This window comes from Leyella stercorea DSM 18206, assembly GCF_000235885.1.
Classification (GTDB): domain Bacteria; phylum Bacteroidota; class Bacteroidia; order Bacteroidales; family Bacteroidaceae; genus Prevotella; species Prevotella stercorea.
In genome coordinates, this window is record NZ_JH379409.1 from 1 (window position 1) to 24,392 (window position 24,392).

18 protein-coding genes are annotated in these 24,392 nt (G+C 44.7%); 4 read left to right on the forward strand and 14 right to left on the reverse strand.

All coding sequences use genetic code 11. The annotated features are described in order from the left end of the window. Positions 1–126 precede the first annotated feature (126 nt). Together HMPREF0673_RS05060 and HMPREF0673_RS05065 are read right to left on the reverse strand one after the other, a co-directional pair. Positions 127–1,164, reverse strand: coding sequence for a carbohydrate porin (locus HMPREF0673_RS05060; protein ID WP_007898945.1), 1,038 nt, complete (start codon positions 1,162–1,164; stop codon positions 127–129). 225 nt (positions 1,165–1,389) lie between these two features. Continuing rightward, positions 1,390–2,685: an ATP-binding protein gene (locus tag HMPREF0673_RS05065; protein WP_007898946.1), complete on the reverse strand. Its 1,296-nt coding sequence runs from the start codon at positions 2,683–2,685 to the stop codon at positions 1,390–1,392. 366 nt (positions 2,686–3,051) lie between these two features. Between HMPREF0673_RS05065 and HMPREF0673_RS05070 the strand changes: the two genes are divergently transcribed. From HMPREF0673_RS05070 to HMPREF0673_RS05085, 4 genes are all read left to right on the forward strand, one after another. Then, on the forward strand, positions 3,052–4,101 hold the full coding sequence (locus HMPREF0673_RS05070) for a metallophosphoesterase (RefSeq protein WP_007898948.1): 1,050 nt from the start codon (positions 3,052–3,054) through the stop codon (positions 4,099–4,101). A gap of 1 nt (position 4,102) precedes the next feature. Next, entirely contained in the window at positions 4,103–6,934 is a 2,832-nt protein-coding gene (locus HMPREF0673_RS05075; RefSeq protein WP_007898951.1) for a TonB-dependent receptor, read from the forward strand. 104 nt (positions 6,935–7,038) lie between these two features. Beyond that, positions 7,039–8,418 carry a hypothetical protein gene (locus tag HMPREF0673_RS05080; RefSeq protein ID WP_007898952.1) on the forward strand — a complete coding sequence of 460 codons (1,380 nt, stop codon included), beginning with the start codon at positions 7,039–7,041 and terminating at the stop codon, positions 8,416–8,418. Positions 8,419–8,625: 207 nt separating this feature from the next. Next, positions 8,626–10,050 (forward strand): Ig-like domain-containing protein, encoded by a 1,425-nt coding sequence (locus HMPREF0673_RS05085; RefSeq protein WP_007898956.1) that lies wholly within the window; start codon positions 8,626–8,628, stop codon positions 10,048–10,050. 8 nt (positions 10,051–10,058) lie between these two features. Here the strand turns inward: HMPREF0673_RS05085 and HMPREF0673_RS13320 are convergent, their stop codons facing one another. The 12 genes from HMPREF0673_RS13320 to HMPREF0673_RS05145 form a co-directional block, all read right to left on the reverse strand. Beyond that, entirely contained in the window at positions 10,059–11,294 is a 1,236-nt protein-coding gene (locus tag HMPREF0673_RS13320; RefSeq protein WP_007898958.1) for a nucleotidyltransferase family protein, read from the reverse strand. Next, positions 11,288–12,037, reverse strand: a complete 750-nt coding sequence (locus tag HMPREF0673_RS05095; RefSeq protein WP_007898960.1) for a WecB/TagA/CpsF family glycosyltransferase — start codon at positions 12,035–12,037, stop codon at positions 11,288–11,290. Before HMPREF0673_RS05095 ends, HMPREF0673_RS13320 begins: the two co-directional genes overlap by 7 nt. 9 nt (positions 12,038–12,046) lie before the next feature. Then, a complete protein-coding gene (locus HMPREF0673_RS05100; protein WP_007898962.1) occupies positions 12,047–13,282 on the reverse strand; it encodes a glycosyltransferase in 1,236 nt (411 codons plus the stop codon). 13 nt (positions 13,283–13,295) lie between these two features. Continuing rightward, on the reverse strand, positions 13,296–13,475 hold the full coding sequence (locus HMPREF0673_RS05105) for a hypothetical protein (protein ID WP_007898965.1): 180 nt from the start codon (positions 13,473–13,475) through the stop codon (positions 13,296–13,298). Beyond that, on the reverse strand, positions 13,472–13,786 hold the full coding sequence (locus HMPREF0673_RS05110; protein WP_157591634.1) for a hypothetical protein: 315 nt from the start codon (positions 13,784–13,786) through the stop codon (positions 13,472–13,474). The genes HMPREF0673_RS05105 and HMPREF0673_RS05110 overlap by 4 nt, the downstream gene beginning before the upstream one ends. A gap of 44 nt (positions 13,787–13,830) precedes the next feature. Next, on the reverse strand, positions 13,831–17,154 hold the full coding sequence (locus HMPREF0673_RS05115; protein ID WP_157591635.1) for a hypothetical protein: 3,324 nt from the start codon (positions 17,152–17,154) through the stop codon (positions 13,831–13,833). 426 nt (positions 17,155–17,580) lie between these two features. Continuing rightward, positions 17,581–18,978: a hypothetical protein gene (locus HMPREF0673_RS05120; protein ID WP_040596456.1), complete on the reverse strand. Its 1,398-nt coding sequence runs from the start codon at positions 18,976–18,978 to the stop codon at positions 17,581–17,583. 21 nt (positions 18,979–18,999) lie between these two features. Further along, entirely contained in the window at positions 19,000–20,148 is a 1,149-nt protein-coding gene (locus HMPREF0673_RS05125; RefSeq protein ID WP_007898972.1) for a polysaccharide pyruvyl transferase family protein, read from the reverse strand. Then, entirely contained in the window at positions 20,145–21,338 is a 1,194-nt protein-coding gene (locus HMPREF0673_RS05130; RefSeq protein ID WP_050804948.1) for a Coenzyme F420 hydrogenase/dehydrogenase, beta subunit C-terminal domain, read from the reverse strand. The genes HMPREF0673_RS05125 and HMPREF0673_RS05130 overlap by 4 nt, the downstream gene beginning before the upstream one ends. Continuing rightward, positions 21,326–22,384 carry a glycosyltransferase family 4 protein gene (locus HMPREF0673_RS05135; RefSeq protein ID WP_007898978.1) on the reverse strand — a complete coding sequence of 353 codons (1,059 nt, stop codon included), beginning with the start codon at positions 22,382–22,384 and terminating at the stop codon, positions 21,326–21,328. Before HMPREF0673_RS05135 ends, HMPREF0673_RS05130 begins: the two co-directional genes overlap by 13 nt. Positions 22,385–22,388: 4 nt before the next feature. After that, entirely contained in the window at positions 22,389–23,411 is a 1,023-nt protein-coding gene (locus HMPREF0673_RS05140) for an acyltransferase family protein (protein ID WP_007898979.1), read from the reverse strand. A 6-nt stretch (positions 23,412–23,417) separates the two neighbouring features. Further along, positions 23,418–24,386, reverse strand: a complete 969-nt coding sequence (locus HMPREF0673_RS05145) for a glycosyltransferase family protein (protein ID WP_007898981.1) — start codon at positions 24,384–24,386, stop codon at positions 23,418–23,420. Between the last annotated feature and the right edge of the window lie 6 nt (positions 24,387–24,392).

Here is a 24,392-nt window from a genome sequence, read left to right on the forward strand (position 1 = left end):
TATGCGCTAAATTAATTCCGCCAACGGGTTTTAAAAGTAAAAGAGTAAAAAAGTAAAAGGGTAAAAAGCTAAACCGCGTGTTCTGTGGGAGAATATACTCCGCAGCAAGGTTCTGTGGAAAGTCGCTCAGAAACTGTAGTACAGACGTGCGCAGAGCGCGGTGAAGTTGCCTTCGGTGTTGTTGATGTACTGGAAGGAGGGCTGCAGTGCGATGTGGCGGTTCAACTGGCGACGGTATGTCAGCTCAACGGAGTGCTCGGTGCTTTGACGGAAGCGAGCGCATTGAGCAGACAATCCGCACTGGTTGAGACTGTCGCAGTAGGCGCAGCCTACCTCGGCATACCTGTAGCAGGCACTTTGGCGACAGGTGTTCTCCGAGTACTGCGCCATACACGTCACGCAGCGGTCGGCAGCCGACCACACGGGCTGCTCGGCATACGCCCACCAGGCGCAGGTGGTCTTGTGTGCAGCAGCGTCGGCAGACGGCATTTCGCCATCCGTGCCGACGGTATATTGCCGCGAGTGGACAGCCACGCCGGCGAAGTAGTGCGCACCGCTGTGCGCATACTCCAGTTGCGAGATGTTGAACACGCCGTCCTTCGCCGGTCGCACGAGGAACGGGTTGTCTCTACGTTTCCATCCGTTGTAGCCAGTGCCGTTGTACAGGCTGTTTCTGAATGTCCAGCCGCCCCTCGACACGTCGAAGTAGACCGTAAGCCCCGAGAACGGATAGTTGGCTATGGGGTAGCTTGCGGCGATGGTGGGGAAGATGCCACAGGAACTGTTGATGAAGAGCGCGGTGATGTCGGATGTGAAGAAGTCCTCGCTCACGTTGCGCACGCCGACAAACAGATGTGCCGCCTGCCACTCGTGCATGTAGCCCAATACGGCGATGGCAGCAACGTTGTTCTCAGCCTCAATGTTCGAGAACGTCTGCCAGTCGGCTATGATTGTTTCATTAGTTTTCGCTATGTGCAGCGTAGAGGCTTCTATGGTGCCCTTGCCATCGAATACGGGCACGTTCAGGTTCAAGCGCAGCAGGTTCAGCCAGTTGGTGTTGCGCTTCATGTCCCACTGCCACTCTGCGGTGTATTCACCGCTGAAGGTTTGCGCTGAGCAAAGGCAGGGCAGGAGACAGCTTAGTATGATAAGAAGATGTTTCATTTCTGATGTTTATGTTTGTTGTTAAGCATCCGCGTCGACCGACGCAGATGTCCGTATCGACCGACGCAGATGTCCGTATCGACCGACGCGGATGCTCGTCGTTTTGCTTAGAAGATACTTTTTGTATGGTGTCTATTTGTAAGGTCTTAGGCTCCCCATTGAGTAAAACAAAGTCTTTTCTTGTTTGTTAACCAGTTATAGTTCTTGCACTTTATACTGGCATATTTATTCCAAACTGAGAAACACACCATATAGGGGCATGTTGGTTATATTTTCCTGTTTGCGATAAGGGAGCATTGAGAAGCGTACGGCAGGTATGTCTTGATGTTGTTTTAGATAATTGTGTAGTGATGTTGCCTTTATGCTTGTTCCTCCTTTCACTTCTATTGGTACCAGTGCACCTTTCTGCTGAATAATGAAATCCATCTCCATGCGTGAGGTGTCCGAACTATAATAATAAATGTTGTTTATGTTAGATGCGAGTAGTTGCTGAAGGACATACTGTTCGGTAAATGCCCCTTTGTATTCAGTAAATACGGCATCGCTAATTAACACATTCTTAGCATCGGTGTCTGCCATAGCGCCCATCAATCCACAGTCGCATAAATAGAGTTTGAAAGCAGATATGTCTTCGTAGAACTTCAATGGCAATTCGGGTTTTGTCACCTTTGTAGTTTTATATATCAGACCTGCGTCTATCAGCCATTGTATGGCTAACTCGAATTCTTTCGCCCTACCGCCTTTTTTCAATACTCCATACACGAATTTCTTGTTCTCTTTAGACAATTGCCCAAGTATCGATTGCCACACCATGTCGATGCGTGGTACCTCTTGTGTGGGTGCGTGTTTGGAGAAATCGCCTGCATAGTTGGATAGAATTTCGTTTTGAATGGTTCGCACCTGATTGAGCAATTTGTTTTCTACGTAATGCTTTACGACCTCAGGCATTCCTCCTACATAGTAGTATTGGCGCAGATAGTCTTTTAGTTTCTCGTGGAAGGCATTCATCAGTTCGTAGTCGTGGTTATGCATGAGCTTTAGCAGTTGGTCTTCCCCCAATGCCATAAGAAACTCTTCAAAGTCCATAGGGAAAAGGCGTAGTGTCTGTACTTTTCCTACGGGGAAGGATACCCCTGCGTGTAAGGCTACACCTAACAAAGATCCTGCCACAACAATATGATATTCGGGAGCGTCTTCGCAAAAATACTTCAATGCCTCTAATGCCTGTGGAAAGGCTTGCACTTCATCTAAGAATATAAGTGTCTTGCCGGGGATGATGTCCACTCCTGTCAAAGCACTTAATCCTTGTATAATTCTAAACACATTGAAATCGCCCGCATATATGGCTTGTAGGCTTTCGTTTCTGTCGCAACTGACGTAGGCAAGGCTTGCGAATTCTTTTTTGCCGAATTCTTTAAGGATGAAAGTCTTGCCGCATTGTCTTACACCGTTGAGTATTAATGGTTTGTGCTGCTTTTGATTCTTCCACTCTACGAGCTTGTTGTATATCTTTCTTTTCATAGTTTACACTTTTAGACACATAAAAGCTCAGAAATCTTACACTTTTAGACACATGAAAACTCAGAATTCTTACACTTTTAGACACATGAAACTGCTGCAAAGCTACACTTTTTGACACATACAAACAAGTATTTATAGTATTTTTTGGTGAAGCATTAAGATAATTTAAGTGTATAGTCAGCGCTTGAACACGCGGATTGTATCGGGCATCTGCTTTCTGGGTGGCGGACTGCAGCGCAGGATGGGAAAAAGAAGAGTCGTCGCAGGAAGACTTCTGATTATAAAATTTTTGTAACTTCTTTGACACACTATACTTTTACTTTTGCACCCAAAATTTTACACATAGTTAACTAAATAAGCAAAAGAATGAAAAAGAAAGTAGTGAGAGAAAGCTGCGGCAGAAGAATGGCTGTGTGGTCATTGGCTGCAATGATGTTGTTGGGTAGCATGGGTATGCAGGCTCAAGGTACAGTCGGCGTGCCGGCGTGCTGCAAGGCGAAGGTGGCAACGGCTGCCGTAGCGCAACCGGTTGCTGACGACGTGCGTGCCGAGTGGCAGCAGCTGAAGGGCGACGTGACGCTCTATATGACCAACGACATGGGACGCAACGGCTATTACGACCAGAAGCCGATAGCCGAACTGATGGGCGAAATGGCGGGAGTGGTTGACCCTGAGTGTGTGTTTGCTGCGGGCGACATTCATCATTTCAATGGTGTTGCGTCGCTACAGGACCCGCTTTGGATGACCAACTACGAGCTGGTTTACTCGCATCCCGACCTTATGCTCGACTGGTTCCCTGTTTGCGGCAACCACGAGTATCGCGGCAATACGCAGGCTTTCATGGACTACGGCAAGGTGAGCCGCCGATGGATGATGCCTGCCAGGTATTATACTAAGGTGTTCAAGCACGGCAACACTTCCGTGCGCATTGTGATGCTCGACACAACACCGCTCATCGACTTTTATCGTAAGAATTCGAGCGTCTATCCCGACGCCTGCAAGCAGGACGCTGAGGCGCAGCTGGCGTGGCTCGACGAGACGCTGCGCAACGCCAAGGAAGACTGGGTGGTTGTGATGGGGCATCACCCGATATATGCCGACACCAACAAGAAGGAGAGCGAGCGTCTCGACATGCAGAAGCGTCTGCTGCCCGTGCTTCACAAATATAACAACGTGGCTATATACGCCTGCGGACACATCCACAACTTCCAGCACATACAGAAGAAGGGTGACAATATCGACTACGTAGTCAACTCGTCGTCGTCGTTGGCGCGTCCCGTGAAGCCTACCGACGGCACGGTGTTCTGCAGCTCTGCCGACGGCTTCTCTGTGTTCACCGTAGACAAGAAGCAGCTGAAGATGTCGATGATAGACAAGGATGGAAAGATTATTCACACGATAGCAAAGTCGAAATAGCATGAAGAGATTCTTATTCACAGCGGCACTCCTCACGGCTGCTACCTCTGCCATAACAGCGCACACGCTCGACGGCATCGTCAAGGACCACAAGACCGGCGAGCCGCTTATCGGCACCGTTATCAGAGTGAAGGAGCTGCCAAGCGTCAGCACCACAACCGGTCTCGACGGCACCTTCACGCTGCGCGAGCTGCCCGACCGCGGCCGCTACACGCTTGTTGTCTCGTACATGGCGTACAAGACAAGAGAGATGGTGGTCGACGTGGCGAAAGACTATGACAAAGGCTCGGAGAAAGGCAAGGACGGACAACTCATTATCGCCTTGGACGAAGACTTGCAGCAGTTGGGCGAGGTGGTTGTAACCGGACGCCGCGAGTATCGCTCCGACCGCAGCGCCGTCGAGACGGTGAAGAATGCGGCGAGCGTGCTCAACGTGATGAGCCAGCAGAGCATACAGCTCTCGCCCGACGTGAATGTGGCGAGCGTGCTTCAGCGCGTGTCGGGCGTGACCATGGAGCGCGACGCTTCGGGCGAGGCTTCGTACGCCATACTCCGAGGCATGGACAAGCGCTACAACTATACGCTCGTGAACGGTGTGAAGATACCGAGCCCCGACGACAAGAACCGCTACGTTCCGCTCAACATCTTCCCGTCTGACCTGATGGACCGCCTCGTGGTTTCGAAGTCGCTTACTGCCGACATGGAGGGCGACGCCGCAGGTGGAGTGGTCGACATGGTGATGAAGGATGCGCCCACACGCTTCCAGTTGCAGGCTAACGCCGCCGTGGGCATGAGCGACTACTTCTGGAGCGGCGCAAGAGACTATCTCACGACCAACCGCTCCGACTATACTCACCGTTCGCCCTATGAGGCGTTCGGCTCAGACTATAAGGCTTCGGATTCCGACTTCAGGAACGGACCGGTGCAGCTGAAGAGCCATGCTACGCCGGCGCCCAACTTCATCGGCGGTCTCAGCGTTGGCAATCGTTTCTGGAACAACCGTATCGGCGTGATGCTTGCCGGAAGTGTGCAGAACATCTTCCGTGGCACGGAGCGTACATACAACTCGGTGAAGATGGCGTCGGGCGAACAGGCTATGTATATCTCTACGCTTAACCACCGCTACTACAGCGTACACGACTTCACGGCGGGGCTGCACGCAAAGCTCGACCTCTCGCTCTCGAACCATAAACTCGAATGGTACAACATGTACGTACGTACCAACTCGAAGGGCGTGCGCTACAACAACGGCGTGAACACCGAGTATATCAGTGCTGACTCGTACACGCAGGACGACGAGCTGCGCTCCATTTCTTCCACGCAGAGCATCTTCGCCACCAACCTCAAGGGCACGCACCATCTGACCGACCGCTTCACGGTCGACTGGTCGGGCGTGTTCTCGCAGGCAAGAGCCGAAGACCCCGACCGCACCTACGTGACGCTTACCAACACCGTTGGTCGTAGTGCCGGCGCTGAGGGCGACGTCGTGTCGGGCGACATATGGAGCCAGGAGAAGAACATCCTGAAGACGCTGCCCAAGAGTGCCGAACGCCGCTTCCAGCACAACAAGGATACCGACTGGGCGGGCTACATCAACCTCGCTTACGACACACGCTTCGGCGACAAGCTGGACGCTTTGTGGAAGGTTGGCGCGCAGTATCGCCGCAAGGAGCGCAGCAACCGCTACTACTCGTACGTCTTCAACCCGGCTGACATATCGCAGCAGCTCGACGGCAACGGATACGAGCAGTTCGCCAACGTCGATTGGGTATGCAAGACGCCTTACTCGCAGGCGTCTCAGCTCAACTACGACTCGAAGGAGCACATCGGCGGAGTCTACGCTATGGCTACGCTGAGCAGCGCTCTCGGAGAGCTGAACGTGGGCTTACGCGCCGAACATACCAACCAGATATACACCATGCTGCAGCACTTCCGCAACATGGGGCAGGTGGGCGAGCAGAGCTATTGGGACTATCTGCCGTCGGCTTCAGTGAAGTGGACACCGACAAAGAAGATGAACGTGCGCCTCTCTTACTACCGTTCTATCAACCGACCTGGATTCTACGAGATTGTACCCTACCAGATACAGGGCGAGGAGTATCAGGAGAAGGGAAACCCCGAACTGAAGCGCGCCCGCATCGACAATATCGACCTACGCTGGGAGTGGTTCCCGTCGAGCACAGAGCAGATTCTCGCAGGCGTCTTCTATAAGTATCTGAAGAACCCGATAGAACAGGTGTTCGTTACGTCGGACGGCAAGATCGGCGCCGGAACAGACGCCTACTACATGCCCGCCAACCTGGGCAACGCGAAGAATATGGGCTTCGAGATAGACGTGATAAAGTACATACGCCACTTTGGTGTGAAGGCAAACTATACCTACACCCACTCGGAGATTACCACTTCGAAGCGCCAGTACAAGGAAGGCAGCGCAGAGTATAAGACGGGCGTTACGCAGACTCGTCCGCTCGTGAACCAGGCGCCGCACACAGCCAATCTCTCCCTGCTCTACAAGGACACCGAACATGGTTGGAACGCACAGCTTGCAGCCTCGTTCACCGGCACGAAACTCGCACTTGTGTCGCCGTTCAAGGACGCCGACCAGTGGGACAAGGCGATGTTCGGACTCGACTTCAGCGCAGAGAAGAAGTTCCACAACGGCATCTCGCTCTTCTTCAAGGCCAACAACCTGCTCGACGCAAAGCGCGAGCGATACCTCAAGACCGTCAACCAGAGCAACCTCGAGTATGAAGGACAGAAGAGCGACAAGACCATCGTTGGCACATACCGTTACGGCAGAACTTTCCTGCTCGGCGTGCGCTACAAGCTCTGATTCGCGTCATCTCACCGTCTCACCATCTCACCGTCTCACCGTCTCACCATCTCACCGTCTCACCATCTCACCACCTCACCACCTCACCATAACAACATCATACAATGAAGAAGATAAACACAATGGCCGGTATGCTGCTCGCTGCAGCAACGGCAATGTTCTCAGCGTCTTGCGAGAACGACAACATCAATCCGTACGATTATGCAGGCAACAACGGCAACGCCAACCAAGGTTCTACAAATGTCATAAAGACCGCCGTGGCGGAGTATCCTGTAGGCTCGCTCGTGTGGTCGAACGACACCACGCTGAGCGAGAGCGTAGAGATACCCGTCGGCACATCGCTCTATATAGAGCCGGGCGTGACGGTGACGTGCAAGGCTGACGTGCAGATGCCCGTAGAAGTGGTGGTGCTGGGCAACCTCTACTGCCTCGGTACAGCCGAGAAGCCCGTCACCTTCACCTCCGACCGCAAGAGGCCCGAAGCCTGGGGCGGCATCATCTGCGGCTACAACTCGGAGGAAGTGGTGCTCAACCATGTAGACATAGCCTACGCCGGCGCCACGCCTACCGAGTCGTCGGCATCGTTCCAGAACAAGCTCTTCAAGACCACCATTGACGGCGGCGTGCCGGCCTTCCACTTCTGCAACGTCAACGGCAAGTTTGTCATCGCCAACAGCTTCTTCCACGACAACTACAACGACCAGACCTACTTCACGGGCGGCAACGGCGTGATCGTGGGCAACATCTTCGCCGATTCGGGCAACGCTGCCGACGGCGGCGAGGCTATCAACGTGAAGGCGGGCTGCAAGCTCGACGTAGCCAACAATGTGATATACAACGCCTGCACCAACGCCTTCAAACTCTCCAATGCCGGCAACAGCGAGGTGGTGCCACTCACCGACATGACTGTCTACAACAATACCATCGTCGACTGCGGTTGGCGACGCTCGAAGAATAAGAAGGGCGGTTCGGTATGGGTGGAGAAGGCTGCGCGACCGGTGTTCGTGAACAACCTCTGCTACGACTCGCGCTTCGGTCTGAAGCAGCCCAAGCAGGACGGCGCCGACATGGAGCACAGCCGTCTCACGCCCAACTACTACTACGCTTCTACCGCTACCGGCGTGGAGCAGATGGCAAAGGGCGCTTCGCTCGGCATCTGGTTCGACACAGACATAAAGAGCGCCACAGCAGGCCAGTTCGATCCGCTCTTCAAGAATTTCAAGCAGAACGCCGGCATGGACATCAACTGCGAGGTCGACGACCCCGATAAGGGCGCTCCGCTTGCTTTCGACAAGGCGTGGAACTTCGACCTGCAGCAGGGTAGCCCCGCTCTCTCGGGCGGTGTGACCGACTTTGCGCGCATCTTCCCGAACGGCATCCCGTTCTTCGGCATGAAGAGGGTGAACTTCCTCGACAGTGCCAACGATCAGAACTACTACTTCTCGGCACCACTGCCACAACCACGCTTCGGAGCGTGGCTGTAACCTTGTAAATGCAATAAAGAGTGTGTGCCTTCTATGTTTCTACGCGAGAAACATAGAAGGCACACTTTTTATAAAGATAATGGATCTTTAGCAGAAAACATAAAAAAGCAGTACCTTTGCAGAAAAAGTAAAAGCAAAAAGCAAAAAGGGTAGGAGGTATGGGCATCTTGCCCATACCACTCAGCCTAAAAGCCTAAAAACAAGGATATGAAAAATCTGATGGGTATTGTGCGTAAGGCAATGACTGTAGCAGCGTTCCTTACGATTTCTGTTGCAGCGGATGCTGCAGAAGTGATGTACAAGATTGTTGAATACAACAAGCAGACAGCAGAGTTCAAGATAGCAGCATGTGGAATGGTGCCACGTAACTCGCGAGTAGACTTCGAGAACAAGTTCGGTGCAACAACGGGCAACCGCTACAACCAGATACCTCGCAACCACGAGGCTGTGCTCTATCTCGAAGGATGGCAAGGCTGCAAGGTGCGCAGCATCACGTTCTCGATGTGCTCAAACAATAAGAAAGGACAAGTGGGCGTGTCGCTCAACGATGGTAGCACAACGCTCTACTCGTTGGCACCGGTCGACTTCGCCAGTGCCGACTGGTTTGGCGAGTGGGTATCGAAAGACCTCGGCGTATATGTCGACGTGACGAAGCAGATAGACGCACCAGCCATCACCACCAACGACATGAGCATTGTTGTGGCTGGAGGCAAGAGCGAAGGCTCGGTGTATCTCGATGCCATCACTATCGAATACGATGAGGCTGATGTAGCTTTGGAGTCGCCGCTCGGCTGGCAGTACGAGAAGCTCACGAAGAAGAGCACGCTCAGCGCAGGTGACGAGGTGATGATATACCGCAACGGATCGGCAGCTGCCGACTTAGGCGGTATGGACGAGACCAACTATCTCGATGTAGTGTCGGTGACCTCAACGGCTGACGTTACCTGCCCAGATGTGCTGCGCTTCACACTGAACAAGTCTGCCGACCAGCAGCACTGGACCCTCACCGACCAATTCGGTCGTCAGCTTGGTGCGACAGGCAAGCAGAAGTTGGCATGGGACGAGGGCATAACCGAGTGGAATATAGCACTTGATCACGAAGGCGCAACGCTTACTCCTACCAACGAAGCTTACGGCACAATGCGCTACAGCACTCCCGACAATAGCTACGCACGCTTCAACCTCTACACATCCAAGTCGCTGCCCCTGCCGTTCCTCTATCGCAAGGGTGAGCAGAAGCAGCCCGAGCTGTCGCGTTCGATCAGCTTTGCAGAGGAAGAGATGACGGTATCGTTAGATGTTGCCCACATTGGATTGCGCCCGACATTCATGCCGAAGACCACTACCGACAAACGCTTGCATTGGAAGAGCTCAAACGAGAGCGTTGCGACCGTCACGGGTGGTTACGTTACGCTCCTTAGCGTAGGCGAAACAACCATCACCGCCACCACATACGACAGTGGGGTAGAAACAACAATGCACCTTGTTGTCACCGAACCGACCGCTATCAACGGCGCAACGAATGACGCAAAGGTGCATAGTCCGCGCAAGGTGCTCGATGGCAATAAGGTTGTTATTGTGACAGAGCAGGGATGCTACGGAACAGGCGGATGGAAGGCAGGGCGCAAGTAAAACTTGCGTCAGCATTTCTTATTTCGCATTCTCCAAAATAAATGCCAAATTCTAAATAGCGGTTCGTTTAGTGCCTCCGCAGGATAATATCTAAGCAGACGAGCGTCGCGGTATAATCTTAACAGATTATGCCCCAACGCTCCATGCTTGAAGCCGTTGTCTTTATAAGCATCGTGTCCCCACGCATGGCGTTTGTCGTGATGTCCGAAATTGCCACCATGCAGAATGTCGTCGAGCAGCATCCGTCCACGTGTCTTGTCTATCGGTGCAATCATCTGTTCCTCCGACAATCCCATCACCTCATGCAACACATACATCATCGCACCTGCGAAGTTCCATAAGCCGAGACGCTTTAGCGAGTTCTGAATTTTGAGTTTTGAACTTTGAATTATCGGCTTTGCTGATTTTGAATTATTCAATTTTGAGTTTTGAAATTCCAATTCACAATTCTTCAACTCCTCATCGCATAAGCGACTATTCCAAACTCCTAATTCAAAATTCAAAATTACGTAGTAATAGTCTACCACTTGGCGTAGTCCGACACCCTCATAGAAGTAATGATGATAGAGGTGGTACAACTGATAGACAGCATTGAACGCAGGAGTAGGAGAGGCCACCTCACCAGCCTCATCGGGCAACGCAATCATATTGCGACACTGCACCTCGATGCTATCCGCAAACCATCGTTGTAAACGACGGCTATACACAAAGTTTGCCATGAACCCCGGTGTGTAATGCAGCTCAACGCACACACCATTCAGAGTGATAGCGATATGGCTGAAGCTCTCCTCGTCCACACGTCCATTTTCCTTTGCCAGCGAATGAGCCAACGCACGTATCTCCTCACGTGATGCCTTCACCCACATATCCACATCACCAGGGGTACGCGCAGCCGGATTTCGGTACATCGCAGCATTCGCTTGTCCCTTCAGTATGCAACAGTCGTAGCCCGCAGCCCTCACCTTATTATATATATCAATGGTGGCTTCGTTTAGCATCCAATTCTGTCGACGTATACCCTGGCTCGCCATGAACCAATTCATCAGCAGTTTCTGTGTTGGTGCCACGCTTTTCGGCAGTTTCGATATACCATCCATGATGATGCCCACCAACGTCTGCTTCCTGGCAAAACCAAAGAAACGCTCCCAATCGAAGCCAATCAGTGCCGACCCGTCAACAAACTCCCGACCATCATAAATACCAAGCGAGAATTGTATGAATTTGTAGTAAATATCCTTTACCATTTCTCGCGAAAGATAACATTGAAAAGGAACAGCGCATTGCCAATTATATACCTGCGCCACATGCGCTTCGGCTCCTTCAGCAGTCGGTAAAGCCACTCCAAACCATGACGCTGCCACCATACGGGTGCACGCTCCACCGTACCAGCAAAGAAGTCGAACACAGCCCCGATAGTACCTACATGGCAGTGGATATTCAGTTCTTCCCAATGCGAGTAAGTCCACTTCTCCTGCTTTGGCGCAGTCATACCAATCCATAGCAAGTCGGGATTAGCAGCATTGATTGCATCAATGATAGCCTTATTGTCCTCCTCCGAGAACTCCGGCTTGTACGGTGGCGAGTAAGTCACCACCTTCAGATGCGGATACACCTTAGCCGCCCGCTTCACAATCAGGTCGAGCACCTTCTGCGAGCTGCCCATGAACATAACCGTGAGCGGACGCTCACGGGAAACATTCTTCACTCCACATTCTTCGAGTTTGTTCATTTCAAACTCGAACAAGTCCCATCCTGCAATACGTTCCTTCGGTAGGCTCTTCGCCTTTATCCATCGGCACGCCTTCACGATGCTCACTCCGTCCGGAATGAGCACATCACCATTTGTCAACGCCTCAGCGAACAACCCGTCCTTACGCGCCGTGTTGTACGAATGTGCATTAATCGTATTGATAAGCAATTTGCCCTCTGGCAGCGCGGCAAGCTCCGCCTTGCTACCAAGTATATTTAAGTTTTTTAATTGAAACATATTAGTATTTTACTTTACTTTATCATACCACTCCACCATCGTTTTGGCTTTCTCCTCCCACGACAGTTCGGTTTGTCTTTGCTTGCAGTTCTCCGACAGTTGCTTAAGCAGGTTTCTGTCATGCTCCAGATCGTTAAGCAGTTTTGCGAAGTCGGTGGCTGATTGAGTTGGATTGGAGAGAGCCACCTTTCTGCCTACCTTGTCGTCAATAACGGCAGCCATACCACAAGCGTCAAAGCACAAAACCGGCAGACGGTTGCTAACTGCCTCCAGCACAACGGTAGAGGTATCTTCGCTAACACTTGTAAATAAGAACACTTGCGCTTTGTGCATAGCATTCATCACTACATCGTTTGGCTGATTGCCATGCCATACAACCTTTTCTGTAATGCCAAGTAAATCTGCAACTCTCTTTGCTGAAGCTATTTGCTCATCAGAGCCGCCACCATAAATGTCCAATACGATATTCGGATTGTTTGCAATAGCTATAGCTCTTAGCGCCAACGGCAACTGCTTGCGGAAGTCAAACTTACCGACCCACATCACATGCAGTTCTTTTTCGTCAAATCTGTCCGTAGGAATATCTTCCGATAAGAAGCAACCTGTTTCGGGAATCACGATAGACTCCAACCCCTTGTATTTCTTGATAGCACGATATGAGTCAGGAATAGAACTTACCAAGAGTCTTGCAGTCTTGAGAGCTTCGTCCACACGTTTTTCGTGCTTCAACTGCCATACATTCAAGATGTTCTTCAATCTGTTGAACAGCTTCATTTTCAGACCAGCTCCCTGCAGATATGCTAATGGGAATTGTTTAAGACCACCTATTGGTCCCCACACAAACGGCACATCACTCTCCTTGGATAGTTTCCAAAGATATCCCGGCTCACGGAATCCTATCATGTTCAGCTGATGCAGCACATCAATATGCTCAGAAGAACAAATCTCCTTCGCCATGAGATACGTCTTCCACTGCCACTCACGATAATACTTATAAAATCGCCAGTCGCCTTGGTTCCAGCACATCTTTCGTATTTCTTCCGAGACGGGGTTGTAATAGAAGTGCATGTTCTTGCCCTGCTCCAGCGTAGGCACCACCTCCTCTATTTTCTCACGAAACTCCCCCTCGGTTATGATATGCAGTTCGCAGAACTTGGCAAGATTGCTCACCCAGTTCCACGCCATTCCTGGCTCACTGCCCATTCCTGGCGAGCAAGCGTATGCATTAATTAAGATTTTAAGCATAAATTTTTAATGATTATAAGACACCACCTTCTTGCATTTGTATGATAGTGTCTTGTTTTAATTTAGTCAATGGTTCTTTGTGAATATCATTTTGGTCTAATGATACTTCATCAGCCATATATGCCAAGACATCAACTTTGGTAGGATTAAGATTGTAGGCTTGTGAGAAAACTGCAACCAAGTTATCTGTCATCTTATATCCCTTGGCATATCATTATCCCTATAAGGATTTAATACTATAGGAGTCATATATCCGTCATTCTTGTGGAACAAGCTATTTATCCAGATATTATCACCAAATTCATCTTTCTTTTCTCCAATCTTCAACTTATGGCATTCCTCAAAGAAGTAGTCATTAGCATTAAATGCCTGTAGACTATAGTTGGTAACAATGGTATAGAAAAGATTATTTCTTGCCCATTCCACAAAATTCACCATCAAGACGTACTCCTCATAGACCTTGTCGCCTTCAAATGCGGTAAGCACTACGGGTTTCTCATCCATCAGATGAAAGATGACCTTTTTGACGAGTTGAAATACAGAGCCAATCATAAATAACTTCCTCTCATACCATCTATAGCATCATCATAGCGTTTTAGATATTTATCAACGATTTGTGTAGATAAGTCATCAAGATGAGGGCATCTACTACAAATACTATTCAACTGAATATTCCGTAGCAGCTCTAAATTTTCAACCGAGTCAGCAATTGATACAGACTTGTTCTGACTTGCATTATCATTTATATCAAATGTTTGACAATCCGCTAACTTCTTAGGCTTTATCTGCTTTAATAATTGTCTGCAAGATACATAGGGCTTGTTTTGTATCAACCAGTTATAAACAGTAGTAAGGCAAAGCATCTGCTGATTTTCTCTTTCATCAAGTTGTTTTATCTCAATGGCATCAACATAACCATCAAAAACCAAATGAAATAGGCTTTGCATTTTTTTTATCTTATCCTGAGCATCAGACAATAACATAGTCATTCTTTGTACTTCATTGATAAACCCAAGTGAGGGTTGGTAACACTGTCTGAAGAAGATTGTCAAATAAGTAGAATAATGTGAATACAAGGAGTTTAATTCCTTCAAATTATCTTTTGAACTTTTGACATAATCATTCTCCTCTTTATTTTTTTCATAACCTAATCCGAATTTATTTATTTCGGATATCGGCAACTCTATGTTAGTATTTAAAATCTTATCACACACATTTTTATAAGCAAGGTCCATTTTGACATTGTGTGTTTTATCAACCCTGTGAATTTCATCTATAGCCTGCCAGTATTCTTTTATAACATCAACAAATAGTTTACGCAAAGTAATTAATTGATCACAATAAGCCTTTCTGGAAGGAAGAACATAGCTCCTTTCATATAGATGCACCATCATTATGCGTGGTTCTTGCATCTCGTCAAGCGGCAGGTTTCCTCTACTTATATGTTTTTCAAAAGGCAAATCTATATCTTTAAAAATATCATCTTTTATAATTTCTGAATGATATGTATCTGCATTAGGAAAGGCTTTCCTAAGCAAATTAATATGATGCATATTAATATTATGTATTATATTACCATTTCCACATTGTTCTCCCGCAGTAAAATAATCGAAGAAAGAAAGACATTTGACCTCATTATCACAGATATCAAACTCCAAGATATTGTTTTGAATTCGAAATTGCTTAACGAAGTTTTCTTCCAGTTGATTATATGTGGTAGAATCGTAACCAGCCAGTTTAAGACCAAGAAGTACATCTGCCATTTCATCCAAATCATTCGAATTTTCAGCCTCTATCTTAAACTCTGAGAAATCAGGCCTGTAAGAGAGCTGTAGATTACATATTGTTAAGAATTTTGCCAACCAATAATATTCACGCCACTCTTTAGGTTTCTCCAAAGAAATAGAACAATCAAGCCATCTATATAAATAAGCAAAGACATCTGTCTGCGAAGAAAATCTTTTCCTAACACCATCCATAGTAATTCCAATATAGATACCAAACATTTTATCTATAGACTCATCAAGTTTGATTTCCGTAAAGTTGACAGGCAATAAGTTCTGCCAACATAGAGGTGCCGTTTGCCTTAACCAATCAAACGCAGTCTGATTATTCTCAATATAAAGTTTGACTCCACACCATAACAAAGTCCTTGCCACTATATATGCTTGCATAGAGTTTATCTTCTTTCCATCCAGTTTCCTTAAAAGAGAGTCTGGGGTATATTTACCTTCATCTAAAAGGGTCATAAGGAACAAAGGATTAGTGTTTTCATTTATATGCTCAAACAGTTCCATGCCAATCTCCCATAACCCATTGTTATAATTCCGAAACACCTCTTCAACAATGATATGAGTTCTAATGGGGTGAACATCTGAAAACCCATCATCATTATAATCAAAGAATTCACCTTTCATCTGGTCTATACATCGAGAAAACTCTATTGGGGAAAGATGACACAAGTTACGAATGGCATCCACAGAAATATTACCCTGCAAGACATTTGACACAGCTACATACTGAAGGAGGAAGGCATTATCTTTATCCAGACTGGCTATCTGTCCAGAAATTCTTGATCTAAGAGGAACACCTTGAGTCAGGAAATACACATATTCAAGCAATGTTTGAGGGTGTCCACAATCATTCCATGCCTCGTCAAATATATCAATACGACACAAGTTTCTTTCGCATAGATTATCAAAAATATCCCTTGCTTCAGACTCTGTTAAATCTACAGCAAGAGTAGAGTAATGAAGGTTTGTGTTTATCTTGTTGAAACATCTATTCCAATCATCTTGTCTGATTGTCACTATACATTTTACAAATGGAGTATCTTCTATTTCATTTACCACCTGAATCCATGAAGTGTCGTATGGCTGTACATCCAAATATACGAAAGCTTCGCTCTTCAAACCTTTAGAAATATTGTTGACGGTAGCAATAATCTGCGATATGTTATTCTGATTTACATACTTAATCTCATATCGTAAAGGGCAGCCACAAATCTTCAAAAAGCGATAAGCCAAACTGCTTTTTCCAGAACCAGAGACACCCGTTATGAAAACGAGACTATTGTCTTTCAGCTTATCATACAGCTGTTGCAACTTTTCTTCCATTACTACATCATAATTCTTGGCAATATGAATTTCCTTTGCAGATACACCTTGATAATAAGATGTTTCAAAATTAGCATTTTCTTGATAATCTGACTGAAAAAGCGGAATCACCGTTAGTCCAAATTGAGTAAAGAATTCATTTTGGCGCACAGAAAGCTGAATAATCCGCCCAACCTGACAACATAAATCGTCATAGGTAGCAGACTTTCTATTTATCACAAGATAGCAAATCCACTGAATCAAATAATCCTTTACGATTAAAGGATCTATCGATGGGAAACGATTTTTTAATACAGATTCAACACAGTTTTCCAACTCAGCTTCCGATTTAGACTGCCACAGGATTTTGGAAGCCAGTTTCTTAGAAGAAGCATAATCCAGATGAAGAGATTCCTCTTTTTTGAGTAGCTTTACAAGAGACGATGCCTTGGTCAATTTATCAGAAATCAACCCCCAGTCATTGCCATGCCCTACCGCCACAAACGAGATCTTAACCTCAGAATTAGCGTCTAAACTATCCTTGCCACGAGAAAACAAAGAAGTGGACTTTGCCTTGGAAAACAGATCTGCATACCCGATTGCCCCAGAATAACATTTCACCTGTACGGTCTCAATAATTTTGCCACACAAATATATGTCTAAATCTTCTCTTCCTTCAGGCATGAACACCTCTTTAGAATCAGCCGACTCCAACATCCTATACAACGTATAGAGATATTGGACGTGATAACCATATAATGTTGAAGCTACTGACATAACTATAACCCTTTTTAATCAGATTCGTTTGTATTCAATTATATTATTTTATTGACTAATATGCTAGCTACAATCTTTAAAACCACGTCATCTATCATTTCTTTTGCAAGATTAGAAATTTTGTAAAAACAGCCTCTACTCTTCGCCTCTTTGGTTAAATTACAATGTTCTTGATTATTACACTTCAAAGAGATATTATAGTATTTAAGAGTGCCGGAATGTTATCTTTTGGTGAACTAAAAATGACAACCACATTACAGACTCACAGGTAGGAAGTCCACTTGTCAAATTCGCAACATTATCCTCTTCGTTTTTATAAAGTTGAGAATAAGATATACCTCTTGCATATTTTAATATCATGTCCATAAAACATTCATGCTTTTATTCAGAACTCTGTAAAATTCTTTTTCGTTAGAAACAAAGACATCATCTTATCAATACTGTATTCCAGATAATAGGAATTTGTGTTCCTATCCATTTAATGATGCCATCAGCATTGTTGATTAAATATGGTAACACTACAATAAGGGCAATGTTCCATACATATTTCAAGACCTTGACTCCATACAATTTGTCCAATTTTTCAACATTATCAAAAGCCTTTTCATCATTCTGCAAGAGCAACTTTTCTCTTTCAACCTTTTTGGCTCTATAAAAAGCTTTCAGAGATGATATATACAGTTTTGCGCTCCATCTGGCATGGTTTACCCTCATTATAAGCAACAGAGATACAATAAACCAAACCCACCCATTAGCAAACTTAAAACAGAGCCACAATACTATGAGAATCAGGCCTTCATTATAAACGAACGTCTTAAAAAGAAAGTTGTGAATCTTGGCAAGTCCACCATTGTGGTCAGGGTTATATAAATCGATTTTTAACTTATAGTGCTTTAATGCCTCAAAAACAGGAAAATATAAAACAGTCATGTTGTAGACATAAAGCAGCGATGCCACCATCATCACCCCGCTTAGCATAAATGCAAAAGAACATATATGGAAAGAAGAGTTAGAGAAGTAGTTATATACAACTAACGAACTGATTCCTATCAAGCCGCCCAAAAGAGAACACTTATAAGAATTTGCTTTTAGTTTTCTGTCCTTTACATATTTTATCTGACTTAGCATATTGATATTGCCGTCAACATTTTCGAACAAGCTCAAATTGTAAGCTCTACGAGCAAAGTAATTGTAAAATGAAGCCAATCTAATTCCGCTCCAAAGAACCAACATCAACAACAAAAGATAAGGCAATACCTGTTTATACAAACAAACCGTTTCTTGATATGTCATTCCAAAGAACTCTCCTGTCCAGGGCTGTGTAAGACGCAGCAACAGATAAGACAATAAAATGCAGAATATAAAGATTAGGAAAGGAACGACTGATATCAATTCTTGCTTAGAAAGCAAGTAAAATTCAACAGGTTTAATCTTCACATCATCTACATTTTGTACATTCACAATCCTCTTGAACATTGCAATATTTTCATTGGCAGGAATATCGAAATCTTCAATCACGCGAGAACATCGTTCCTTGTCATGCTTATCAAAACAACGCAAAGCAAGCAAGAACACATGTTCGAGCGGAAAATGTTCGTACCGAATCATAGGATAATCAAAAGCATGATGAACGACATAGTCTCTAAAAGCCAATGCTTTCTGCTTCCTGGAACCTTTTCCTTCATATACCGCAATAACATTATTACTAATTTCCCGACATTTATCATTGGTCAAATAAAAGTCATAATGCTCCTTGCACATATAGTTTCTATATATGCTATGGTTGCACCCGGGAATGTTGCAATGTTCTTTGTTGTATTTCATATATGTGTTAATGCAAATAGACTATTTTTTCAATGCTTTTTCCAAATAAGATGTACTATCTTTACGAAGCATTTCTATATGCTTTTGAACATAATTGGCATCATAGAAAGAGAAGAAAGGTAATTTGTCTCCTTCATAAACAATTCTACCCATCAAATTAACAGAATTGAGCAATGAAGTTATACGCGCATTACTACCTCTTTTTGAATTCAATACCGTATAAAAGGGTGTGCAAAAATTTACAGAAAAGGCTGTTCCATGAAAAGAATTAGTAACGACACAAGATGCATTCTTAATAAGCCACAAGAACTCTGCAGGACCAGCATCCTTGATCACCCTCATACCATTTGGGGCGTTTACTGCGTATGCCCGTTTTGCCAGATAATAAATAGGACACTTCATTTCCTCAGCTATACTCTTAGCCAAAGAAGGCAACGTTTCTGATGGCAGCAGTTGATATACTAATATGTATCTGGATGGCATATGTGGATATGCAAGCATGATGTTTCCCCATTGCTTCTTGTTCAAGAGCAGTGTAGGATCCAACACACAAGTAGCATCCCTTCCTGTAAGAGTCTTTACCAAACAAACTCCTGTTTGTTCACGAACACTCAGATAATCAATATTAGACAGCAGCCTTTTATATTTTTCATATAAAGAAGCGGGAATGTTACTAACCCCAAAACTAGAAGCATAAGAAATCTTTTTAGCTTCTTTAGGGGCAAAAGTCAGGAAATAAGGTTCAATACTTGACGATGCCGATGGATTCCACACTTGGTCACTCCCCACTACATATACATCATAATCCATTTTGGTCTGATACAACTCAGGCATAGATAGATACCTCTTACTCATTCTGGTATTTATCTTATGGAAATCCTCAAATCGTTGAATTCGTCTTTTAACAGTTGGATATAACAATGGTAATATTTTAGCCACTATTCTGTTTACCAAACGATATTTCACCCAATACATCAACCTCCCCTTTACACTCATGGAAACAAAAGGGGCAGAGATTCTTGTATCTTTAAAATTCCAATTTTTATAATAGCAATAGTCAATAATTTCAGTCTCATATCCCATGCCTTGCAACACTTTTATGGTTGCGGTAGCTTGGAGTTCTGCACCATAATTATTAACTTTTTCTATCGTTATTACACCAATCTTCATAATACGTCCTTATATTTCTTCATCACGATTTTTTTCATTCTCTTAGCATACCACTTAGTCATCAACTTGTAAGGAGCCCATAAGAATATCCATGGATATTTACGAGTTAGAATTGCAAGCCTGACTTTCTCTGGTAATACTTTCCTAAAGAAATTAGGAAATAAGACCAAAGGATGATATTGAACAAACTTGTATCCATTATAAAGATTGGAATTGCTGTTTATAGCTTGCTGCAAAGATGCAGGATAAGTTTCAATACCATCAGCAGATTCCACAAGCAAGTTTCCATGCTGATTATTAGTTATAATAAGATTTACTCCCAACTTATATTCTTCCTCCTTTTTCGCTCCACCCCAGAAATCTGCAAGTGTAATATCAGCAACACGCTCTATAGAGGAAAACATACAGTTACTACAACTTTTCCTATCAAGCAACCATGTAGAGAATATCTGATAAAAGACATCATCCTCTCGTTTCATTGTTTTCTTCTCATCCCCATCCCAATAAGTACAACATTGCGAAACATAATAAGCCTGTCCATGCTCCTTGTTCCTAAAAGAATAGAGTTTATCAAAATGATGAACCTTCTTCGCTATATCCAAAGCTTCTTGACTTGCTATTCCATGACAAACCAACTCTACAGTCCATAAGTGCTCAGTGTTTCTTTTCTTACCCAAGAAGCCATAAAGTCCTGCAACTTGACAAGGAGTACCAGAAAATAGTACATCATGCTGATCTCTTAAGCACTGAGCAACCTGATGATAGATTCCATCCGTATCACTTTGAATATACTTGCTATTCATTAAAAGAGGAACATCCTCTAATCTATCAATCATAATATGTTTGACATGGTCATTGTCTAAAGTAGCGCCAAAAACAACAGGACTTTTCATCTGTAGGAAAAAACTTTGAGCAATACTCCCAAAGGCACCTCCGCTGGCACCATGATATCGCGTTTTCTCATCAGTTGCCCATCCGCCATAAGCCTGCATATCACTCACCTTGTTTTTAGATATTGACGTCACTACTGGACATACCTTTTCACACAGTTTACACTCTACACACATGTCAGAATTCACCTTAGGGAATGGCATGCCATTTTTAAGCACCACTGAGATAGCCCTATGTCTGCATGTATCTTTGCAAGCAAGACAACCTGTACAATATTTATCTTTTGCTAATTTCGGCATAATATTTCTTTATATTTATCACCTATTTCGCTATTAATTTGCTTTATATTAAAACATGTATTTACCAATTTATCAGCCTCATTAACCATAGAGGTTCTCAAGCACTCATTTCCCATCAGTTGCTCTAAATCATTTGCCAAAGCATCGATATTGTAAGTATCAAAAATCAGGCAGTCCTTTCCGTGATTCAACACATGTTCTATACCTCCTACAGGAGTAGTAATCACAGGTATGCCATAAGCCAAAGCATCAAGGACACCCATAGGAAATCCTTCGCCCCAACTCGGCAGACAATAAATAGAAGCACGCTGGAAAGTTTCTGTTTTCTGATTTCCGCTCACCCATCCCAAGAATTCTACCCGTTGTTTCGGAATACCCAACTCTTCTCTCAGTTGTTTTGCTTTATCTATCTCACCATTACCAGCAAACACAAGTTTCCAGTCAGGAAACTTATCTGTTACCTTAGCAAAAGCTTCCAACAAACGGTTGTATCCCTTTCTGTCTGACAAAATACCTGCATATAAGATTTCTTTCTTACGCATGGAGAAATTACGCTTCACTTGTGGACAAGGATTATACACCACGCTCATATCAAAATGATTATTAGGGAAAGCCTGATTTATCCATGTAACCCATTGAGGAGACAACACCAACAATTTATCAGAGCATTCAAACAATTGTTTTATCTTACCGGAAAATTCAGAATCAAACAAATGTTTCTCTGTTGCAGGGTGAAAATGAACAATTATTCTCTTGTGAAAACATTTGGCAATCTTAGCAAAAATCAATTTCCGATCAACAGAAGTTCTCAACCCCACATGTATATGCACAATATCATACCACGGCAGCAGCACCATATATTCAATAAGTGCAGTAACAAGATACCACAATTTCCTCCATACCGGACCATCACGATGCGTCTGGATCCACCGACAATGATACTTCTTCCATTGCTCACCAGTCTCATGAGCTTTCACAACCGAAGTAATACCACCACGAGTCTTTCTACTCGTGGCTACGACTAACACTCTTGGATTATGTTTCATAAAATCAAATACGTTTTACTGTCCAGCTATTAATCTTACTCATTCCTTTTGCAACGATAATTGTACACATAAGACCAAGTAAAACAAATAGCCAATCATTAGTTATCCATTCACGACAAACAAGCAGCGTTGCTCCTTGCACAAGATAAACTTCGTAGAAGTACCCCCCCCGATTCACAAAAGCGTTACAAATAGGCAGTCGCATTAGAATGTAAGTAACAACCACAATAAATACAATATTCACCAAAAATTTTGAAGCAAGTGCATATCGCCACTTATCAAGCATAGGTACAGCCTGTTGCACTATTTCAAAATCCTTCAGGAAGAAGAAGCAAAACACCATAAAGCTTAGCAAAAGCTTGATTTGCAATTGCGATAAATGGAAATGAAAATGTTTCGTGTCAATATCATGGTATGCTAATAGCAAACCCATCAAGAAACATGGAAGTCCCAACACATACCATATAGCACATTTTATAGCCACCATAATGCATATCGCAATTCCTACAGCTATACAATACAGTAATGTTGCTTTCTTGATAGAGCATGAGCGATAGAAAGCGAAGAACGCAACATACAGAATAATAATCTCGCTAACATACCAGCCATACCGCAAGTTTGTGTCAGAGACGAACCAATATTTTAAAAGGCAACTCCAATCCACCTGTTTACCGACAGCAACTTCTGCTACGACATATAATGCCATTGCCGTAATAGCTGGTACAACAAGTTTAATCATACGCTTTTTCAGCCACAATACGGAAAGACGCTGCTGTCTTTTTACACGGCTATAAAGTAAACCATAGCCCGACATAAAGAGGAAGAAAGACACACATAAAGCGCCGACTCCTGTTTCACTCATAAACAACTCATTTGGCGAGCAATAGAAGCAAGCCTGATGACCAATCACTACTAAAAGAGAAGCTATGAATTTAAGGAATTGTGACTGCTCTCGCTGTTCACAAACCATTTTACCCTTGATTGGCAAAATCCAAACAAGAGCCAGAAAGATAAAACTGAGTATCATAAGATTTTAAAAGTAACGTTTCATATTCTCCCAACAACTCAACATGGAGATTTTAGAATAACAGCAGTTATACTGTCCCTTTTCTATTTTCTCAATAGCTTTAACCCAATCATCTACAGAATCCACAATTTCCATCCCTTTCGTATACATTTCATCATGATAAGGATTGCGAGTAATGATAAGCGGTTTTTGTAAACCGATGGCATCTGCTATGGTAGAAAGCCCAACACAATAGTTCAGTTTGTCTTTTCTTAGCGGGCAGACCAAAGCTTTTGCGTTTGCCATTGCATCCAGCATCTGTGGATACACATTGCCAGAGTTCTCCGTTATCACCACCTTTATGTTTGGGATATCCTTACACTTTTCTACTAAATCAGAATAATCGTTCCCTGCATGACTCTTTGCCGTAATAATCTTTAGAGGAGCACCTGTGCGACGGAAAGCCTCTATCAAAATATCGAAGTCTCTATTTTCCTTACCGGTAGAAACAAACCATTTGCCTTCAGTTTTCTCTACTTTATTATAAAAATCCATATCAGGACCCCAATAAGGGACCGAGCATTTCTTTGCATTTACCAGACCAGCCCTTACTGTCTCATCCATTGTCTTAGAACTAAGGAAAAAGAGATGCTTAGGTGCTTTCAACAAGACCAGATATAGCAGAGACTTCCATCCACGCTTCACCTTCGGTTCATGGTGCAAAAAAGCACAGATTGGTGTCTTCGACACCCCCAATGCTGTAAGCAACAAGAGCAACAGGTGGTTACGCAAGTTAAGGTTGGGAACGAAAATGATGTCAGGACGGTGTTTTCTCACCAAGTTCCAGTCGTTCATCAGCACTGAGCTCTCATCCTCCCAGATCACTTCATTTCCGTCTCTTTCCATCTCAACGGCCCCATAGAGCCAATGCGAGGGGTTGATACCCTCACGGTAATAGCGATAGGTGTCAGTACGAGCTATATATAAGATTTTCATAAATTA

Bases quoted from the DNA above. Each gene is read 5' to 3' on its own strand.
- HMPREF0673_RS05060 (WP_007898945.1), bottom strand. From the start codon at position 1,164: ATGAAACATCTTCTTATCATACTAAGCTGTCTCCTGCCCTGCCTTTGC.
- HMPREF0673_RS05100 (WP_007898962.1), bottom strand. From the start codon at position 13,282: ATGCTTAAAATCTTAATTAATGCATACGCTTGCTCGCCAGGAATGGGC.
- HMPREF0673_RS05110 (WP_157591634.1), bottom strand. From the start codon at position 13,786: ATGGATGAGAAACCCGTAGTGCTTACCGCATTTGAAGGCGACAAGGTC.
- HMPREF0673_RS05095 (WP_007898960.1), bottom strand. From the start codon at position 12,037: ATGTTTCAATTAAAAAACTTAAATATACTTGGTAGCAAGGCGGAGCTT.
- HMPREF0673_RS05075 (WP_007898951.1), top strand. From the start codon at position 4,103: ATGAAGAGATTCTTATTCACAGCGGCACTCCTCACGGCTGCTACCTCT.
- HMPREF0673_RS05130 (WP_050804948.1), bottom strand. From the start codon at position 21,338: ATGCCGAAATTAGCAAAAGATAAATATTGTACAGGTTGTCTTGCTTGC.
- HMPREF0673_RS05080 (WP_007898952.1), top strand. From the start codon at position 7,039: ATGAAGAAGATAAACACAATGGCCGGTATGCTGCTCGCTGCAGCAACG.
- HMPREF0673_RS05125 (WP_007898972.1), bottom strand. From the start codon at position 20,148: ATGAAGATTGGTGTAATAACGATAGAAAAAGTTAATAATTATGGTGCA.
- HMPREF0673_RS05105 (WP_007898965.1), bottom strand. From the start codon at position 13,475: ATGACAGATAACTTGGTTGCAGTTTTCTCACAAGCCTACAATCTTAAT.
- HMPREF0673_RS13320 (WP_007898958.1), bottom strand. From the start codon at position 11,294: ATGGTAAAGGATATTTACTACAAATTCATACAATTCTCGCTTGGTATT.
- HMPREF0673_RS05085 (WP_007898956.1), top strand. From the start codon at position 8,626: ATGAAAAATCTGATGGGTATTGTGCGTAAGGCAATGACTGTAGCAGCG.
- HMPREF0673_RS05145 (WP_007898981.1), bottom strand. From the start codon at position 24,386: ATGAAAATCTTATATATAGCTCGTACTGACACCTATCGCTATTACCGT.
- HMPREF0673_RS05065 (WP_007898946.1), bottom strand. From the start codon at position 2,685: ATGAAAAGAAAGATATACAACAAGCTCGTAGAGTGGAAGAATCAAAAG.
- HMPREF0673_RS05115 (WP_157591635.1), bottom strand. From the start codon at position 17,154: ATGTCAGTAGCTTCAACATTATATGGTTATCACGTCCAATATCTCTAT.
- HMPREF0673_RS05120 (WP_040596456.1), bottom strand. From the start codon at position 18,978: ATGAAATACAACAAAGAACATTGCAACATTCCCGGGTGCAACCATAGC.
- HMPREF0673_RS05140 (WP_007898979.1), bottom strand. From the start codon at position 23,411: ATGATACTCAGTTTTATCTTTCTGGCTCTTGTTTGGATTTTGCCAATC.
- HMPREF0673_RS05070 (WP_007898948.1), top strand. From the start codon at position 3,052: ATGAAAAAGAAAGTAGTGAGAGAAAGCTGCGGCAGAAGAATGGCTGTG.
- HMPREF0673_RS05135 (WP_007898978.1), bottom strand. From the start codon at position 22,384: ATGAAACATAATCCAAGAGTGTTAGTCGTAGCCACGAGTAGAAAGACT.